General features: G+C 62.8%; 17 protein-coding genes. 2 read left to right on the forward strand and 15 right to left on the reverse strand.

The features are described 5' to 3' along the window. Positions 1-10 precede the first annotated feature (10 nt). Complete coding sequence (locus ICI42_RS01290; protein ID WP_188162732.1) at positions 11-214, reverse strand: CsbD family protein; 204 nt, start codon at positions 212-214, stop codon at positions 11-13. A 145-nt stretch (positions 215-359) separates the two neighbouring features. Here ICI42_RS01290 and ICI42_RS01295 point away from each other — a divergent pair, with 145 nt between their 5' ends. After that, positions 360-725: a hypothetical protein gene (locus tag ICI42_RS01295; protein ID WP_188162733.1), complete on the forward strand. Its 366-nt coding sequence runs from the start codon at positions 360-362 to the stop codon at positions 723-725. A 9-nt stretch (positions 726-734) separates the two neighbouring features. Here the strand turns inward: ICI42_RS01295 and ICI42_RS01300 are convergent, their stop codons facing one another. The 12 genes from ICI42_RS01300 to ICI42_RS01355 form a co-directional block, all read right to left on the reverse strand. After that, positions 735-989: a GlsB/YeaQ/YmgE family stress response membrane protein gene (locus ICI42_RS01300; protein ID WP_188162734.1), complete on the reverse strand. Its 255-nt coding sequence runs from the start codon at positions 987-989 to the stop codon at positions 735-737. A 122-nt stretch (positions 990-1,111) separates the two neighbouring features. Then, positions 1,112-1,300, reverse strand: a complete 189-nt coding sequence (locus ICI42_RS01305) for a YegP family protein (RefSeq protein WP_188162735.1) — start codon at positions 1,298-1,300, stop codon at positions 1,112-1,114. Positions 1,301-1,468: 168 nt separating this feature from the next. Continuing rightward, on the reverse strand, positions 1,469-2,254 hold the full coding sequence (locus ICI42_RS01310) for an ATP-binding cassette domain-containing protein (RefSeq protein ID WP_188162736.1): 786 nt from the start codon (positions 2,252-2,254) through the stop codon (positions 1,469-1,471). After that, positions 2,251-3,069 carry an ABC transporter ATP-binding protein gene (locus ICI42_RS01315; RefSeq protein ID WP_188162737.1) on the reverse strand — a complete coding sequence of 273 codons (819 nt, stop codon included), beginning with the start codon at positions 3,067-3,069 and terminating at the stop codon, positions 2,251-2,253. The genes ICI42_RS01310 and ICI42_RS01315 overlap by 4 nt, the downstream gene beginning before the upstream one ends. After that, positions 3,066-3,890: an ABC transporter permease gene (locus tag ICI42_RS01320; protein ID WP_188162738.1), complete on the reverse strand. Its 825-nt coding sequence runs from the start codon at positions 3,888-3,890 to the stop codon at positions 3,066-3,068. Before ICI42_RS01320 ends, ICI42_RS01315 begins: the two co-directional genes overlap by 4 nt. Next, positions 3,887-4,873, reverse strand: a complete 987-nt coding sequence (locus tag ICI42_RS01325) for an ABC transporter permease (RefSeq protein WP_188162739.1) — start codon at positions 4,871-4,873, stop codon at positions 3,887-3,889. The genes ICI42_RS01320 and ICI42_RS01325 overlap by 4 nt, the downstream gene beginning before the upstream one ends. Before the next feature lie 258 nt (positions 4,874-5,131). Next, positions 5,132-6,742, reverse strand: coding sequence for an ABC transporter substrate-binding protein (locus tag ICI42_RS01330; protein ID WP_188162740.1), 1,611 nt, complete (start codon positions 6,740-6,742; stop codon positions 5,132-5,134). Between the two features lie 267 nt (positions 6,743-7,009). Next, complete coding sequence (locus ICI42_RS01335) at positions 7,010-7,840, reverse strand: ABC transporter ATP-binding protein (RefSeq protein ID WP_188162741.1); 831 nt, start codon at positions 7,838-7,840, stop codon at positions 7,010-7,012. Further along, the gene (locus tag ICI42_RS01340; protein WP_188162742.1) at positions 7,837-8,685 is read right to left on the reverse strand and encodes an ABC transporter ATP-binding protein; all 849 of its coding nucleotides are present in this window, start codon (positions 8,683-8,685) and stop codon (positions 7,837-7,839) included. The genes ICI42_RS01335 and ICI42_RS01340 overlap by 4 nt, the downstream gene beginning before the upstream one ends. A gap of 3 nt (positions 8,686-8,688) precedes the next feature. Beyond that, complete coding sequence (locus ICI42_RS01345) at positions 8,689-9,600, reverse strand: ABC transporter permease subunit (protein ID WP_188162743.1); 912 nt, start codon at positions 9,598-9,600, stop codon at positions 8,689-8,691. A 10-nt stretch (positions 9,601-9,610) separates the two neighbouring features. Continuing rightward, complete coding sequence (locus tag ICI42_RS01350) at positions 9,611-10,615, reverse strand: ABC transporter permease subunit (protein ID WP_188162744.1); 1,005 nt, start codon at positions 10,613-10,615, stop codon at positions 9,611-9,613. A 183-nt stretch (positions 10,616-10,798) separates the two neighbouring features. After that, complete coding sequence (locus ICI42_RS01355; RefSeq protein ID WP_188162745.1) at positions 10,799-12,394, reverse strand: ABC transporter substrate-binding protein; 1,596 nt, start codon at positions 12,392-12,394, stop codon at positions 10,799-10,801. A gap of 813 nt (positions 12,395-13,207) precedes the next feature. On the opposite strand from ICI42_RS01355, the gene ICI42_RS01360 reads away from it, so the two are divergent. Beyond that, a complete protein-coding gene (locus ICI42_RS01360; RefSeq protein ID WP_210316980.1) occupies positions 13,208-14,938 on the forward strand; it encodes a long-chain-fatty-acid--CoA ligase in 1,731 nt (576 codons plus the stop codon). Positions 14,939-14,969: 31 nt separating this feature from the next. Here the strand turns inward: ICI42_RS01360 and ICI42_RS01365 are convergent, their stop codons facing one another. After that, positions 14,970-15,680 carry an HAD family hydrolase gene (locus ICI42_RS01365; RefSeq protein WP_188162746.1) on the reverse strand — a complete coding sequence of 237 codons (711 nt, stop codon included), beginning with the start codon at positions 15,678-15,680 and terminating at the stop codon, positions 14,970-14,972. Positions 15,681-15,685: 5 nt separating this feature from the next. After that, positions 15,686-17,326, reverse strand: a complete 1,641-nt coding sequence (gene pgi, locus ICI42_RS01370; RefSeq protein WP_188162747.1) for a glucose-6-phosphate isomerase — start codon at positions 17,324-17,326, stop codon at positions 15,686-15,688. Between the last annotated feature and the right edge of the window lie 179 nt (positions 17,327-17,505).

The following is a 17,505-nucleotide window of genomic DNA, read 5'->3' on the forward strand; positions in this document are numbered from 1 at the left end:
TAGCGTATAATCACCAAGTCTGGGTTCCGTACCAGGTATCGACATCTTTGCGGACGTCATCCTTGGCCTTACCATAGCGTTCCTGAATCTTGCCTTCGAGCTGATCGCGCTTGCCGTCGATCACATCAAGGTCGTCATCGGTGAGCTTGCCCCACTGTTCCTTGACCTTGCCCTTGACCTGCTTCCAGTTTCCTTCGACGCGGTTCCAGTCCATGGTCTTCTCCTTGGGTTGTTGCGGTTGCATAAACAACGCTCAAAGCGGAATCTGGTTGCTCGAAAAGTGCCATTTTCGTCAGCAGCCTTGTCCCCTTCCCGGTGCAGCGCTAAATCATCCCGCACCGACACAAGGTTGCGACTTCATGAAAAAATTTGCCGTTTTGACCCTGGCGCTGGCGATCACCGGCTGCGCCAGCCAGGAGATGCGCGTCAAATCGGCGGAGTATGGCGGCAACCCCGTCAACGTGGCGACACGCTATGGCGATTTCAGCGTCTATGAACATCCCAGCCGCAAACGGCTCGCCGTCAGCGCGACGCTGGCGGACACGCTGAAGCAGGGCGCGGTGCGCGGCTTAACCTTCGGCGCCGTAAGCGTGCAGCCGTCGGAAGGCGCCTATCAGGAAGCCGCCGAAGCCTATATCGCACAAACGCGGCGCCTGCGATCGTGCCGTGTCCGCAACGGTTATCTGCTGCAGGCGCCTGTCTATGAGTTCATCCTGTCCTGCTGACGGACGCTGTCAGGCCTGTTTGACCAGCCGCAGCAGCACCAGCAGGATCACGGCACCGATCGTCGAGTTGATGATCGCGGTGACGATGCCCGTGCCGAGGGCGATGCCGAGTTGCGGAAACAGCCAGCCCGCGATGAACGCGCCGATGATGCCCACGACGATGTTGCCGAGAATACCGAAACCGCCGCCGCGGACCAGCAGCCCGGCCAACCAGCCGGCGACTGCGCCAACGATCAAAAAGACGAGAAGGCTTTCAATTCCCACGATCATTCTCCTGTGAACGACATACACATCCATCCATGCGGCCGATCTGCTCCAATCGCCCGCACGCCGACGTTTATCTTACCGCTGCAGTGTTACCGGAACGCGAAGCCCGGACATCCGCCTCAAGCGGTCGCGGTAGTCTGGTCTTCGACAGTCGCGCCCGGCGCATTCTTCTGGATGGAGGCTATCGCGTTGAGTGCCGAGGCTTTTGCCGAGTAGCCTTCTGAGCTGAACATGATCTCGCCGTTGGATGCGCGAAAGCGGAACCGGAAATCGCCTGACTTGCCCTTGTAGACCTCGAATTTGTACATGAAATCATCCCTCCATCCGGCGAAAACGACTCGCCCTGCACCCGCAAGTTGCCATGAATGGATTTTCGCGTCCATCATGCGGCACAGCAGCCGGTCGGTGAAGCCGCTATGCCAGCCGCCGTCGGGTGGACAGGTAACGGCGGACGGCACTGTCCGTCATTCCCTCGTCTACACGGTCTCGCTGCCCAACAGCCGCGGTGCCGCCGCCACCAATGCCCGGGCCGTTGCGGATGACGGCGCTCCGATGATCTGCGACGGCGCGCCTTGCTCCACGATCCGGCCTGCATCCATCACCGCGACGCGATCGGCCACCGCGCGCACCACGCCGAGGTCGTGGGTGATGAACAGATAGGCCAGGCCGTCCTCGTCCTGCAGCGCCTTGAGAAGTTTCAGGACATCTGCCCGCACCGAAACATCGAGCGCGGAGACCGCCTCGTCCAGAACGATGAGCCGGGGTTTGGTGGCGATGGCGCGCGCAATCGCCACGCGCTGCCGCTGTCCGCCGGAAATCTCGTGCACATGCCGGGTCGCGAGATCGGGCGAAAGGCCAACGCGTTCGAGCAGGCTTGCAATCGCGGCTGGCCGTTCGGCACGTCTCGCAACGTCATGAATGCGCAGCGGATCGTTTATCAGCCGCGCCACCGTGGCGCGCGGGTTGAAGGCCGCAAGCGGATCCTGGAACACCATCTGCAGCCGCGCCCGCATCGACCGCAGCGCTGCCCCCCGCAGGTCCAGAAGGTCCTGGCCTTCGAAGCGGATTTTGCCGGCATCGGGCTCGACCAGCCGCAGGATGCAGCGTGCGACCGTCGATTTGCCGCTGCCCGAGGGGCCGACAAGAGCGAGCGTTTCGCCCGGCGCGATGGCGAAATCCACGCCGTCCAACGCGGCAAAAGCCTTGCCGCCACGCGAGAAGCGTTTCGTCAGGCCCGAGACCGAAAGCAAGTCAGCACTCATGCATCGATCTCAGAATGGGCATCGACCCCAGAATGGGCGTCGATCCCGAGATGGGCGTCGATCCCGAGATGGGCGTCGAGCAGCAGCCAGGTGTAGGGATCGGTGGGGTTGGAGACGATCTGGCGCGCCGGTCCGACCTCTACCAGCCGGCCATGCCGGAAGACCGCGATACGGTCGGCAATCTGCGAGGCCAGCGCAATATCGTGACTGATGAACAGCAACGACATGCCCTCTTCCGTCACCAACCGGCCGATCAGCGCCATGATCTCGGCCTGAACGATGGTGTCGAGCGCACTCGTGGCTTCGTCGGCGATCAAGAGCCGGGGCTTGCCGACAATGGCGGCGGCAATGGCGACACGCTGTTTCTGGCCACCCGACAGTTGATGCGGAAAGGCTTGCGCTGCAAGCCTCGGTTCCGGCAGGCGGACTCTGTCGAGAAGCTGGATCGCGAGCGCCTGCGCTGCCCGCCAGCCCATGCCGAGATTGGCGCGCGCGACTTCGGCTATCTGGTCGCCAATCCGCATCACCGGATCGAGGCTTGCCGATGGATCCTGAAAGACGAAGCCGATGTCGCGGCCGTTTTCAGCTTTCCGCCCCAGGCCGGGCCACTCGACGGTGCCCTGCACCCGCGCGTTGCCCGGAAGCAGATTGGCTATCGCCAGCGCCAGCGTGCTCTTGCCCGAACCGCTCTCGCCGATGATCGCCACCCGCTCGCCCGCCGCGATATCGAGATCGATGCTGTCGAGCGCGGTAACCAGAGTTTTGTTGCCGGGATAGCGCACCGACAGGCCGCGAAGGGAGAGGCATGGGCTCATGCGTTGCCCCGCTTGACGGCGCTGGCCTCGACCGCGCCTTCGCCGACGAGGTAGACGCCGAGCACCGTCAACACCAGCGCGATGCCAGGCACGATGGACAGGAAGGGCGCGGAGCGCAGCACCGCCCTGCCCTCGGCGATCATGCCGCCCCAGGTGACGCGGTTGGGGTCGCCCAGCCCCAGAAACGACAGGGCGGCTTCCGTCAGCACGGCGGCCGCCACAATGACCGACGACAGCGCCAAAACCGGCGGCAAGGCGTTGGGCAACACTTCGCGGAAAGCGATTTCGGCGGGGTGCATGCCGATGACGCGCGCGCCGGCGACATAGTCGCGCTCACGGATCGACAGAACCTCCGCGCGCGTGATGCGGGCCGGCTGCGTCCAGGCGCCAAGCGCGATGGCGACGACCACCACCCCGAGCGACGGGCCCGCGACGCTGACGAAAGCCAATGCCAGGAGAAAGCCAGGCACGGTCTGGAAGGCGTCGGTGACGCGCATCAGCACTTCGTCCACCCAGCCGCCGGCGAAACCGGCAATGGTGCCGACCAGCACTCCGACGACGATGGAAGTGGCCGCTGCCGCCAGGCCGACGGCAAGCGAGGTGCGTGCGCCATGAAACAGGCCCGACAGTACGTCGCGGCCGAGCCGATCGGTGCCCAGCGGTATGGTCCAGTCCTGGAACGGCGGGAGCATGGCCGGACCGGCAATAGCCAGCGGATCGCGCGGAAACAGCCAGGGGGCTGCCAGCGCCATGGCCACCAGAAGCGCCAGGATGATCGTGCCGGCCACAGCTTCCGGCGAACGCAGGAAAAGCCGGCTCATGCCTGGGCCTCGCCGGCGCCGACGCGCGGGTCGAGCATGGCATAGGCGATATCGACCAGCAGATTGACGGCGATGACCAGCACCGCACTGACCAGGATGATGCCGATCAACAAAGGCGTATCGCGTGCGCCGACGGCTTCCTGCGCCAGCCGGCCGAGGCCGGGAATGGCAAACAGGCTTTCGATCACCACGCTGCCGCCCAGCATCCCCGCCGATTGCAGTCCCAGCATGGTGACCAGCGGCAGAAGCGCGTTGCGCGCGACATGGCGCAGCACGATGCGGCTGCGGCTGAGCCCGCGCGCGCGTCCGGCCAGAACGAAGTCCATGCGCCAGACCTCGGCCATGCCGGCGCGCATCATGCGCAGATAAAGCGCGAGATAGAGAAAACCCAGGCTCGCCACAGGCAGCACCAGATGGCGAGCGATATCGAGGGCGCGGCCGAAGCCGGTCTTGCCCGAGGCGATGGTTTCCATGCCGCTCAGCGGCAGCCAGCGCAGTTGCACGGTGAAGATCACCACCAGCACCAGGCCCAGCCAGAAACCTGGGACGGCATAAAGCGCCAGCGAACCGATGGACAGGAAGCGGTCGCGGAAACTGCCGGGACGCGAGCCGGCAACGATCCCGAGCGCTGAACCCAGCGCGAAGGACAGCGCCGTCGCAGCCCCCATCAGCAGCAGCGTGTTGGGCAGGCGCTCCAGCACGACATCCAGCACCGGCCGCGAAAACGCAACAGACTGGCCGAGATCGAGATGCAGCAACGACCAGAGATAGGCGGTCAGACGGGCAAAGGGCGTGCCGTCCAATCCCCACGCTTCGCGCAGGGCAGCGATCATGCCGGCATCCCCACCGAGCGAAACGGCATAGGCGTCCACCGCGTCGCCGGGCGCTGCTTCCAGCAGCAGGAACGAGCCGACGACGACGATCAACAGCACCGGAAGGGCGCCGAGCAGCCGGCGGCGGATAAGACGCAGGGCACGGTTCATGCGGTAGGATTTCGGTCGAAACGAGAGGCCGCGTTCCTTCGCGCCCCCCTCTGTCCTGCCGGACATCTCCCCCGCATGGGGGGAGATTGCTCAGCTCGACCGCCGCTCTCAAGATTTACAATATGTCTGTTTGGCGAAGCCCTACATGATGGCCAATCTCCCCCCATGCGGGGGAGATGTCCGGCAGGACAGAGGGGGGCGACGTAGAGCAAAGTCATTTCAAGCACATCTCAGGCCGAATAAGCCGACCCGATCATGTCACTTTTCAACCCAGGTGTCCGCCCAGTTCGATACCGCCCAGCGCGGATTGTTGGAGACGTTCTTGACCGTGTCGCGCGCCACCGTGATGAAGCCCCAGTCGGCGACGTTGATCAACGGCAGATCTTCCGCCACCTTCTGCTGGAACTCGTAATAAAGCTTGGTGCGCGCCTCGGCGTCGAGGGTCTCGGCGGCCTTGGCAATCAGCGCATCGATGTCGGCATTCTTGTAGCCGCCCTGGTTGGAGAACGGTACGCCGTCCGGTGCGCCGCTCTGCACAAGAATGGTGGTGGAAATTGCCGGATCGCCGCGGAACACCGGCGGCGCGACCGCCAGATCGAAGGCGTGGTCGGTGTAGACAGCCTTCTGGTGCGCGGCGGAATCGTTGTTGACGAGTTCCGCCGTAATGCCGACCTCGGCCAAGGCTTGGCGCAGGTAAGCGCCGAATTGCTTGGTCTCGTTGAAATAGGGCGCTGGCAGGAGCTTGAGCGAGAAGCGTTGGCCGTCGGCACCCTTGGGGTAGCCCGCCTCGTCCAGCAACGCGTTCGCCTTGGCGACGTCGAAGGCGTAGCCGGGCACATCGGCCGTGTAGAACTGCTTGTCGTTCTTCGGCACCGGCCCGGTGGCGGTTTCGGCATGGCCGAGAAAGATCGTCTTGACCACGAACTCCTTGTCGATGGCATGTGCGATGGCCTGGCGCACCTTGAGATCGGCGAGTTCCTTGCGGCGATGGTTGATCTCGACGATGAGCTGATAGGTCAGCGCCTCATAGCCCTTGGTGACGACCTCTATGCCCGGCACCTTGGAGATGCGGTCGAGGTCGGCAAGCGGCACCGCCGAGAAGGCAGCAAGATCGACCTCTTCCGCTTCCAGCGCGCCGGCGGCCGCTGCGCGGTCGGGCAGGACGCGATAGATGATCTCGTCGAGCAGCGGCTGGTTTTCGCCCCAATAGGCCTCGTTGCGGGCAAGGCGATAATATTCGCCGGCTTTGTGCTCTGCAAAGGTGAACGGCCCGGTGCCGATCGGCGCGTTGTTGGCGGGGTTGGCGGCGATGTCGCTGCCGTCATAGACATGCTTGGGCAGAACGGCGGTGAGGGCGGGCAGCGCGTTCCTGATCAGCTGGAACGGCGTCGGCTTGGCAAAGCGGAACACGGCGGTGTGCTCGTCAGGCGTTTCGACCGCCTCGAGATCCTTGAAGACCACGCGGCCGAGATTCTGCAGCGGCTTCCAAACCTGAAGCGCCGAGAACGCCACATCCGCCGATGTGAACGGCTTGCCGTCATGCCATGTCACCCCCTCGCGCAGCTTGAAGGTGACGCTCTTGCCGTCTTCGGAGCCTTCCCAACTGGTGGCCAGACGCGGCGACAGCCCATCCTCGCCTTCGAAGGATGCCTCCGCCAGCGGCTCGACCACCTTGGACGAGACGAAGAAGACGCCGTTGGAGGCGACAATGGCGGGGTTGAGATTGCGCGGCTCGGAGTCGGCGGCCACGACCAGCCGCCCGCCCTTTTTCGGCTCCTGCGCAAAGACGAAGGACGGCATCGCCGTCGATGCCAACAGCACGGCCGCGCCCGCCAGAACACCCCGTCGCGAAATCCTGAAATCCGACATATCGACCTCCTTGATCACCAGTGCCCCGGCCGCATGCCGGCCCGCCTCAGAAAGCGCAGTATCGGAGTGGTCGCGAGGTTTGAACAGGGAGGAAATTCGTAGAATAGCCCCTGGCTCAAAATATTTTCGCTCGTCCTATGTCGTTTTGCGAGCGGAAGGTGCCGAGGAGCCGCTGAAGGACTCAAACAAGAGAAAAGCCGCCAGCTATAGACCCCATAGGCAACCTACGAAGATGGACAGCTGCCAGCTTTGCACCGGCCGTTTCTCTTACGCCGCGGCCTTCTTGGCGGCGATGCGGGCGCGGATGCTGTCGACATCGGCACGCGGTGTCGCGGCAAACAGAGTTTTTGTATAGTCGTGCTGCGGATTAGAGAACACCGCCTCGCGGGTGCCGTATTCCACCGCCTCGCCATAATACATCACCATCACCTCGTCGGCGATGTAGCGCACCACCGAGAGATCGTGGCTGATGAAGATGTAGGTCAGGTCGAACTCGTCCTGAAGGTCGGCGAGAAGGTTGAGAACCTGTGCCTGCACGGAAAGATCGAGCGCCGAGACCGGCTCGTCCAGCACCAGCAGGCTGGGGTTCAACATCAGCGCGCGGGCGATGGCTATGCGCTGGCGCTGGCCGCCGGAAAACATATGCGGATAGCGGTTGAAATGCTCGGGGCCGAGGCCGACCTTCTTCAGCATCGCCATGGCGCGGTCGTTGCGCTCGGAAGCCGGCATGTCGGTGTTGATCTTCAACGGTTCGGCCAGAACATCGCCGATCTTCTGGCGCGGGTTGAGCGAGCCGTAAGGATTCTGGAAGATGATCTGGACCTTGCGCCGCATCTCGGCCGTCAGCGGCGCCTTGGCGATATCGACCTTCTGCCCTTCGATGATCAGGTCGCCCGCCGTGGCGGAGTCGATCAGTGTGATGATGCGCGCGAGCGTGGACTTGCCGCAGCCGCTCTCGCCGACGATGGCGAGCGTCTTGCCCTTCTCGACCGAGAAGCTGACGCCCTTCACCGCATGGACGGTGCGCGCCTTTTTCAACAGACCGCCGGGCACGTGGTAGTCGCGGACGATGTTCTTGCCTTCGACGATGACGCTCATGCGGCTGCTCCCGGCGCGGGTTCGAAGATCAGGTCGGAGACGGTCGGCAGGCGGTCTCCGGTGGCGTTGTCGGGAAGGGCAGCCAGAAGCGCGCGGGTGTAGTTGCTCTTGGGCGATTCAAACAGCGACAGCACATCGGCCTCCTCCATCTTGCGACCCTTGTACTGCACCACGACGCGATCGGCGGTTTCGGCCACCACGCCCATATTGTGGGTGATCATGATCAGCCCCATGCCGTTTTCGGCCTGCAGACGCATCAGAAGGTCGAGGATCTGCTTCTGGATGGTGACGTCGAGCGCGGTCGTCGGCTCGTCGGCGATGAGTAGCTTGGGGTTGCAGGCAATCGCCATGGCGATCATGACACGCTGGCATTGTCCACCCGACATCTGGTGCGGAAAGGAATTCAGCCGCTGCGCCGGATCGGGAATGCCGACCAGTTCGAACAGTTCGATGGCGCGGGCGCGGCGTTGCTTGCCGTTCATGCCCATGTGGAAGCGCAACACCTCCTCGATCTGGAAACCGGCGGTGAAGCACGGGTTAAGACTCGCCATCGGCTCCTGGAAGATCATGGCGATGTCCTTGCCGATGATCTTGCGCCGCGCCGAGATGTCGAGCGTCATCAGGTCGATGCCGTCGAAGCTCATCGTGTCGGCGGTGACGGTTGCGGTATCGGGCAGAAGCCCCATCACCGCGAGCATGGACACGGACTTGCCGGAGCCGGATTCACCGACGATGGCAAGCACCTCGCCTTTCTCGACCGAGATGTCGATGCCCTGCACGGCCTTGAACGGCCCTGTGCTGGTCTCAAAGCTGACGGCGAGATTGCGGATTTCCAAAAGGGGCATGGCTCAGCTCCTCTTCAGCTTGGGATCGAGTGCATCGCGCAGGCCGTCGCCGACCAGATTGATGGCAAGCACCGTGACCAGGATCGCCAGACCCGGGAAGGTCACCACCCACCAGGCGCGCAGGATGAATTCGCGCGCTTCCGCAAGCATCGTGCCCCATTCCGGTGTCGGCGGCTGCGCGCCCATGCCGAGGAAGCCGAGTGCCGCGGCATCGAGGATGGCGTTGGAGAAGGACAGCGTAGCCTGCACGATCAAGGGCGCGGTGCAGTTGGGCAGGATGGTGCGGAACATCAGCCGGAGGTGGCCGGCACCGGCGACCTTGGCGGCCACGACATAGTCGCGCGACTTTTCAGCCATCACCGCGCCGCGCGTCAGGCGGACGAAATGCGGCTGCAGCACCAGCGCGATGGCGATCATCGCGTTCATCAGGCCCGGCCCGAGCACTGCGACGAGAACCAGCGCCAGAAGCAGCGAGGGGAAGGCAAGGATGATGTCCATCACCCGCATGATCACGGTGTCGACCCAGCCGCGGAAATAGCCCGCGATGAGACCGATGATGATACCGCCGACCAGTGCGACCGTGGTCACCACGAGGCCGATGAAGAGCGAATAGCGCGACCCGTAGATCAGGCGCGAGAGCATGTCGCGCCCAAGCTGGTCGGTGCCCAGAAGGAAGGAGAGCCGACCGCCTTCCGCCCAGAATGGCGGCACCAGCACCGCGTCGCGGAACTGCTCGTTGGGCTGGTGCGGGGCGATGACAGGCGCCAGAAGGGCTACCACGACCAGCAGCAGGAAGACCCAGAACCCCATCACGGCGCCGCGGTTCTCGGAGAAATAATACCAGAACTCCGAAAGCTGTTCCTTGCGGCTGACGCCCTTGAGGGGGGTGATGGGTTCGGCAGAGAGATGTGTCATGATGCGCTCCTCAATGCCTGATACGCGGGTTGATGAGGCCGTAGAGCAGATCGACCACCAGGTTCACGACCATGATGATGGCGGCGATCAGGAGCAGACCGCCCTGGATTACCGGGTAATCGCGTCGCGACACGGAATCGACCATCCATTTGCCGATCCCGGGCCAGGAGAAGATCGTCTCGGTCAGGATGGCGCCGGCCAGCATCACGCCGACCTGCAGGCCGATGGTGGTGATGACCGGGATCATGGCATTGCGCAGCGCGTGGATGCCGACGACGCGGAAGGTCGACAGGCCCTTAGCGCGCGCGGTGCGCACATAGTCCTCGCCGAGGACTTCCAGCATCGCCGAGCGAGTCTGCCGCGCGATGACAGCCAGGGGAATGGTGCCAAGCACGATTGTTGGCAAGATCAAATGACTGATCGCCGATTTGAACGCGCCCTCCTGGCCCGAAAGCAGCGAGTCGATCAGCATGAAGCCGGTGACGCTCGGGAAGAAATACATCAGCGAGATGCGGCCTGACACAGGCGTCCATTGCAGCACGCCAGAGAACAGGATGATGAGCAGCAGGCCCCACCAGAAGATCGGCATGGAATAGCCGACGAGCGCGGTTCCCATCAGCGTCTGGTCGACATAGGAGCCGCGTTTCACCGCGGCGAAGATGCCGGCGGGGATGCCAAGCACGATGGCGAAAATGATGGCGCAGACCGACAGTTCCAGCGTTGCCGGGAACAGGTCGAGGAACTGCCGCAGAACGGGTTCCTTGGTGACGACGGACCGGCCGAAATCACCCGTCATCACGCCCCAGAGATAGTCGAGATACTGGATGACGATGGGCCGGTCCATGCCGAGATCGTGCATGATCTGCGCATGGCGCTCGGGCGACATCACGCGTTCGCCGGACAACAAGGCAACGGGATCGCCAGGCAAAAGGCGAATGAAGGAGAAGGCGATGATCGACACCCCGATGAAGGTCGGGATCAAAACGGCGAGCCGCCGCAGCAGAAATCGGAACATATCAGACTTTCACAACCGTCCGAGGAAACCCTGCAGGCCAATTGGAGTGTATCGCATTCGCAGTGCCGCAGTAAGTCGGGCAGAACTGCGTCGCTTCAAGTGTGGCCGAAAACAGCTTCATGCAGATGGCAGTGAGGGGCGCTTGCCAGACAAGCGCCCCTCACGTCTCTGCCGCAGAGCGGTTTACTCGACGATGTCGACACCGTCGAAGGCGAAGTCGCCAAGCGGGCTCTGGACGAAGCCTTCGACGCCCTTGCGCATCGGAACGACCGACAGCGAGTGGTCGATGGTGGCCCAAGGCGCTTCGCGCTTGAACACGACCTGCGCCTCTTCATAGAGCTTGGTGCGCTCGGCCTGGTCGGTGGTTTCCTTTGCCTTCATGACGAGGGTGTTGAACTCTTCGTTGCACCACTGCGCGCGGTTGTTGCCGCCGACCGCGTCGCAGCCGAGCAGGGTGTGCAGGAAGTTGTCGGGATCGCCATTGTCGCCGGTCCATCCGAGCATGACGGCGCCGTCACGATCCTTGGCCTTGGAACGGTCGAGATATTCGGCCCATTCGTAAGACACGATCTCGACGGTGACGCCCACCTTCGCGAAATCGGACTGGATGATCTCGGCGGCGCGACGTGCGTTGAGCATGTAGGGACGTGACACCGGCATTGCCCAGACCTTCATCGACAGGTCCTTGACGCCAGCTTCTTCGAGAAGCTTCTTGGCTTCGTCGAGGTTGTAGGCGTCGTCCTCGACCTTGTCGTTGTAGGACCACATAGTCGGCGGGATCGGGTTCTTGGCCGGGGTGGCCGCGCCCTGGAACACCGCGTCGACGATGGCTTCCTTGTTGATGGCGTGGTTGAGCGCCTTGCGCACCTTCACGTTGTCGAACGGAGCCTGGGTCGTGTTGTAGGCGAGATAGGCGACGTTCAGGCCTTCCTGCTCTTCAACCTTGAGGTTCGGATCGGCCTTCATGGCCTCGACGTCGGCCGAGTTCGGGAACGGCATCAGGTGGCATTCGCCGGCCTTGAGCTTCTGGTAGCGGACCGAAGCGTCAGGCGTGATGGCGAAGACGAGATCGTCGATCTTCTGCTTGCCGCCCCAGTAATCCGGGTTGGCCTTGTAGCGGATCACGGCGTCCTGCTGATACCCGACAAAGGTGAACGGGCCGGTGCCGAGCGGCTGCTGGTTGAGCTTTTCCTTGGTGCCGGCTGCGTCGAGCTTGTCGGCATATTCCTTGGACATGATCGACGCGAAAGGCATCGCCAGATTGGCGAGGAAGGGCGCTTCGGTCTTCTTGAGCACGATCTTGACGGTCATGTCGTCGACCTTTTCGATCGACTGGATGAGTTCCGGCATGCCCATGCCGGCGAAGTATTCCCAGCTCGTGCCGGGAACGTACTGGTGCCAGGGATTGTCGGCCTTCAACTGGCGTTCGAGCGAGAAGATCACGTCGTCGGCGTTCAGTTCGCGCGTCGGCGTGAAATATTCGGTGGTCTGGAACTTGACGCCGGGGCGCAGCTTGAAGGTGTATTCGAGGCCGTTGTCGGAGATGGTCCAGCTTTCGGCAAGGCCGGCTTCGGCTTCGGTCGTGCCGGGCTTGAACTCGAGAAGGCGGTTGTAAACGGTGTGGGCGGCGGCATCGAAGGTGGTGCCGGCGGTGTACATGCCAGGATCAAAACCTTCCGGCGATCCTTCGGAGCAGTAGACGAAAGTCTTGGCGTTGGCCACGCCACCGAGAACTGTTGCGGCCATCAATGCTGCCGCAAAAGCCAATGTTTTTCTCATCGGAAACTCCCTGTAAATTTCTGAACCCACCCCCCGGCAGGTTCGAGGAACGCGCATATAAGCATCGTTTTCTACGCTTTGGAACTCCCCAACTCCCTAACCTACGGGAAGGGAATTTCTTTACTCACCTTTGCCTGTCTCAGAGCACGTTTTTTCCTTCCGTGGCCTGCGGAACGGGTAGAGTTATGGGGGCCGCAGCTTTCCGCCTAAGGAAATTTTTGCTTGAAGAAATGCACAATACTTTAGTCGGATGCCGCTTCCCGTCCCCGGCAACCCGGCCGTTTACGCTGCGTCAGGGTTGATGCGGCCCCTATCAGGCAATACAAACTTTCCATAAGCTGCCATTGCCGCGCAGAACGCGACGCAGCGGCTAAAGACAGACTGGGACGCAAAGCACGTCCCCGTTGTGAAAAAAGGGAGGCGTGATTGGCAAAGGCACCGGCAAAGTCTGGAGAGAGATCGGACACGAGCAAGGTCGGCGATGGCGACGTGAAAGCGACGAAGCCAAAAAAGACCGCTCCGGCGGCCAAGTCGAAGCCGTCTGCAGCCAAGACGGTCGCGGAGAAGTCAAAGCCCGCAGCGAAACCATCCGCGAAAACCCCTGTGAGGAAAGCCGAATATCCCAGCAAGACCGCAGCGGCGCCGGAAGCGACCCTGGCTGTTGGGGAACCCGAGGCCCAGACCAAAGCGGCTCGGAAGACCTCTGCCAAAACACCGCCCGAGCTCAAGAAAACCGGCAAGGCCGCCACCGCGAAACCGGGAAAAGCAGTAAAAACAGCCGCTGCCGACACCAAGACAGAACCCGCAGCCGATATGGCCGCGACGTCTGCCGAAAGCGCGATCGAACCCAAGGCCAAGGGCAAGCCAGTGAAACCCCAGGACAAAATTTGGCTGAACAGCTATCCCGCCAACATGTCGGCGGAGATCGGCCCGCTGCGCCATCAGTCGATCGGCGATTTGCTGGTCGCAGCGTGCAAACGCTATGCCGGGCGGCCGGCGTTCAGTTCGATGGGCAAGACCATCAGCTTCGGCGAAGTCGAGCGCATCTCGTTCTCCGTCGGTGCGTGGCTGCAGTCCAAGGGGCTCGCCAAGGGTGCGCGCGTGGCGATCATGATGCCCAACATCCTGCAATATCCCGTCATCATGATGGCGGTCCTGCGCGCGGGCTATACGGTCGTCAACGTCAACCCGCTCTACACCCAGCGCGAGTTGCAGCACCAGCTTGCGGATTCAGGGGCGGAGGCGATCTTCATCCTCGAAAATTTCGCCACCACGCTGCAGGGCGTCATCGACAAGACCAAGGTCAAGCATGTCGTCGTGGCGACCATGGGCGACATGCTCGGGCTGAAGGGCATGGTGGTCAATCTGGTGGTACGGCGCGTCAAGAAGATGGTGCCGAAATGGTCGCTGCCATCGCATGTGAAATTCAACGATGTGCTCAAGGCCGGCGGCTCGATGACGCTGAAACCGGTCGAGGTCCAGGCCAGCGACATCGCCTTCCTGCAATATACCGGTGGCACCACAGGCGTCTCCAAGGGTGCCGTGCTGACGCACAGCAACGTGCTTTCCAATGTCGAGCAACTGGCGCTGTGGATCGAGGATGCCTACACGGTCAGGCCGAAACCGGCGCATCTGACCTTTATCTGCGCACTGCCGCTCTATCACATCTTCGCGCTGACGGTGAACGCGCTGATGGGCATGCAGCAAGGCGCGCTCAACGTGCTGATCGCCAATCCGCGCGACATTCCCGGCTTCGTCAAGGAACTGAAAAAGCACAGCTTCCACATCTTCCCCGGCCTCAACACGCTGTTCAACGCGCTTCTTAACAATGAGGACTTCCGCAAGCTCGACTTCAAGCCGCTGCTGCTCAGCCTGGGCGGCGGCATGGCGGTGCAGAAGGGTGTCGCCGAACGCTGGAAGGAACTGACCGGCAACAACATCACCGAGGGCTACGGTCTGTCCGAGACCTCGCCAGTGGCCACCGCCAACAAGTGCAGCGCGACGAGCTTCAGTGGCACCATCGGCCTGCCGATCCCCTCGACCGAAATCGCCATCCGCGACGATGAAGGCAACGATTTGCCGATCGGCGAGGTCGGTGAAATCTGCATTCGCGGACCGCAGGTCATGGCCGGCTACTGGAACCGCGACGACGAGACCGCCAAGGTGATGACCAAGGACGGCTTCTTCAAATCCGGCGACATGGGCTTCATGGATGAGAAGGGCTACACCAAGATCGTCGACCGGAAGAAGGACATGATCCTGGTCTCGGGCTTCAACGTCTATCCCAACGAGTTGGAAGAGGTCGTGGCGCAGCATCCGGGCGTTCTCGAAGTGGCGGCGGTCGGTGTGCCGGACGAGCATTCCGGCGAGGTGCCCAAGCTGTTCATCGTGCGCAAGGACCAGAACCTGACCAGCGAAGATTTGATGGTCTACTGCAAGGCGAACCTGACGGGCTACAAGCGCCCACGCTACATCGAATTCCGCAACGAGTTGCCGAAAACCAATGTCGGCAAGATCTTGCGGCGCGAGTTGCGGGACAAGTAGCCAAGCAACCCGAGCGCTGTCTTTTTGTCGATCAGGCGCGGCCGGTGAGATAGCCCGGCAGATCGGCGATGGAGTCGAGGATCACGTCGGCTATCGGCGCCAGCGTCTCGCGCGTCCCCGTCCCGCTCAGCACACCGACGGCAAGGCCGGCGCCACCAGCGCGGGCCATGACCAGATCGTGCCTGTTGTCGCCGACGACGGCGATCTCCGAGGCCTTGAGCCCAGTCAGGTCCAGAAAGGCGGTGATGGTGTCGGGCGCGGGCTTGGGATTGGCCACCGCATCGTAGCCATAGGCGGCATCGAACATCTGCGCGATGCCCAGTGCTGCCAGCGTCTTCTCCGCGCCGCTGGTGGAATCGTTGGTGCAGACGCCGAGCCGCAGGCCTGAGCGATGCAGCGTCGAGATCGTCTCGATGCAGCCCGGCAAGGCGACGGCCTGCAACGCTCCCTGCTCTGCCGTGATCCGGTCGAAATGCCTGACATGGCTGAGGCGGTCGGCATCGTCCGCATCCGGATACCAAAGCTCGACAATATCGGCGTTGGTGCCGGCGGCAAACACCGAGTCGGGCACGAAACCCTTGCTCGCATAATCGTAACCGGCTGCCTGCATCAGTTCGTTGGCCCGAATTCGGTCGCCGCCGGCCGCTTCCATGGCCATCTGGTCGCCTATGGCGAACCATGTCGCCTCGAAGTCGACCAGCGTCCCGTCCTTGTCGAACAGAATCCCTTTTATATCAGCCAAAATTCCTACTCCTCGCCGCGCAGACGATGAATATGCGCCACCAGACCGGCGGTGGACGCGTCGCGCGAGGCGGCATCCTCCTTGCCTTCCACGACAGGAAGAAGACCGGTCGCGAGTTCCTTGCCCAATTCGACGCCCCACTGATCGAAGGAATTGACGCCGTACAGAACGCCCTCGACGAAGACGCGATGCTCGTAAAGCGCGATCAGCCGGCCGAGCGTGTAGGGATCGAGCGTGCGGTACAGGATCGTCACCGACGGACGGTTGCCGGAGAAGACGCGGTGCGGCGCGATCTTGTCGACCTCCGCTTCCGTCATGCCCTTGGTCAGCATCTGGCGGCGCGCTTCCTCCAGCGTGCGGCCCTTCATCAGCGCCTCGGACTGCGCCAGCACATTGGCGAGCAGCAGGTCGTGCTGATGACCGAGCGAGGCTTCATGGCCCTGCGCGGCGGCCAGGAACTCGACGGGGATGATGTCGGTGCCCTGGTGGAGGAGCTGGAAGAATGCGTGCTGCCCATTGGTGCCGGGTTCGCCCCAGACCAGCGGGCCGGTCGGCGTCGGTGCGGGCAGGCCCTCGATGGTCACGCTCTTGCCGTTGGATTCCATGTCGAGCTGCTGCAGATAGGCCGGCAGGCGCGACAGGCGCTGGTCATAGGGGATGACGGCCCGCGCCGGATAAGCGCAGACGACGCGGTGCCAGTAGCCGATCAGGCCCATGACGACCGGCAGGTTCTTGAGCAGCGGCGCAGAGACGAAATGGCTGTCCATGTCATGTGCGCCGGCAAGGAAATCGCGGAAATTGCGCGGTCCGATGGCCAGCATGATCGGCAGGCCGATCGCCGACCAAAGCGAATAGCGCCCGCCGACCCAGTCCCAGAAGCCGAAGACGCGGTCGGCTGAGATGCCGAACTTGGCGACCTTGTCGAGCGCGGTGGAGACGGCGGCAAAATGCTTGTCGACGGCCCCTTCGCCCATGCCGTCAACGATCCAGCGGCGCGCGGTTTCGGCGTTGGTGATGGTCTCGACGGTGGTGAAGGTCTTGGACGCGACGATGACCAGCGTGGTCTCGGGATCGAGCCCTTCCAGCGTGTCGTGAATATGCGCGCCGTCGATGTTGGAGACGAAATGCGCGCGCGGGCCGTCATGATAGGGCGCAAGCGACAGCGTCGCCATAACCGGGCCGAGATCGGAACCGCCGATGCCGATATTGACGACATCGGTGATGCGCTTGCCGGTCGCGCCCTTGGTTTCGCCGGAGCGGATGCCGTCGGCAAAGGCTTCCATGGCGTCGAGCACGGCGCGCACATCGGGAATGACGTCCTGGCCGTCGAGCACGACATCGCCCGACAGGTTGCGCAGCGCGGTGTGCAGCACGGCGCGGTCTTCGGTGAAATTGATCCGCTTGCCCGACATCATCGCTTCGCGGCGACCTTCCAGGTCGGCGGCCTTGGCCAGGCCTTCCAGCAGCGCCATGGCCTTGGCGTCGACCGCGCATTTGGACCAGTCGATCAAGAGGTCGCCATCGCGCACCGAGAAGGTTTCGAACCGCGCGGGATCGGCGGCGAAGGCTGCGCGCATGTCCTGCGGGACGTTCTTCAGGTGTTCGCGTAGGGCCGAAAGCGCGGCCGGGACAGTCTGTTCAACCACTGTGGTGCTCTCCGATGTGAAGTCCCGAGACTTCTAGCAGAACAAAACGACGATAGAGAGACAGATTTCGCGGCAATCGCCCAACCGATCCGGCCTCGATGGATCACTGGCATAAATGAATAGGATCAGAAAAATTGATTGGCGCAATCGCTTGTGCCACGGCTACGTTCAAATGGTCC

The sequence above is a fragment of the Oryzicola mucosus genome (assembly GCF_014534685.1).
Taxonomy (GTDB): Bacteria; Pseudomonadota; Alphaproteobacteria; order Rhizobiales; family Rhizobiaceae; genus Oryzicola; species Oryzicola mucosus.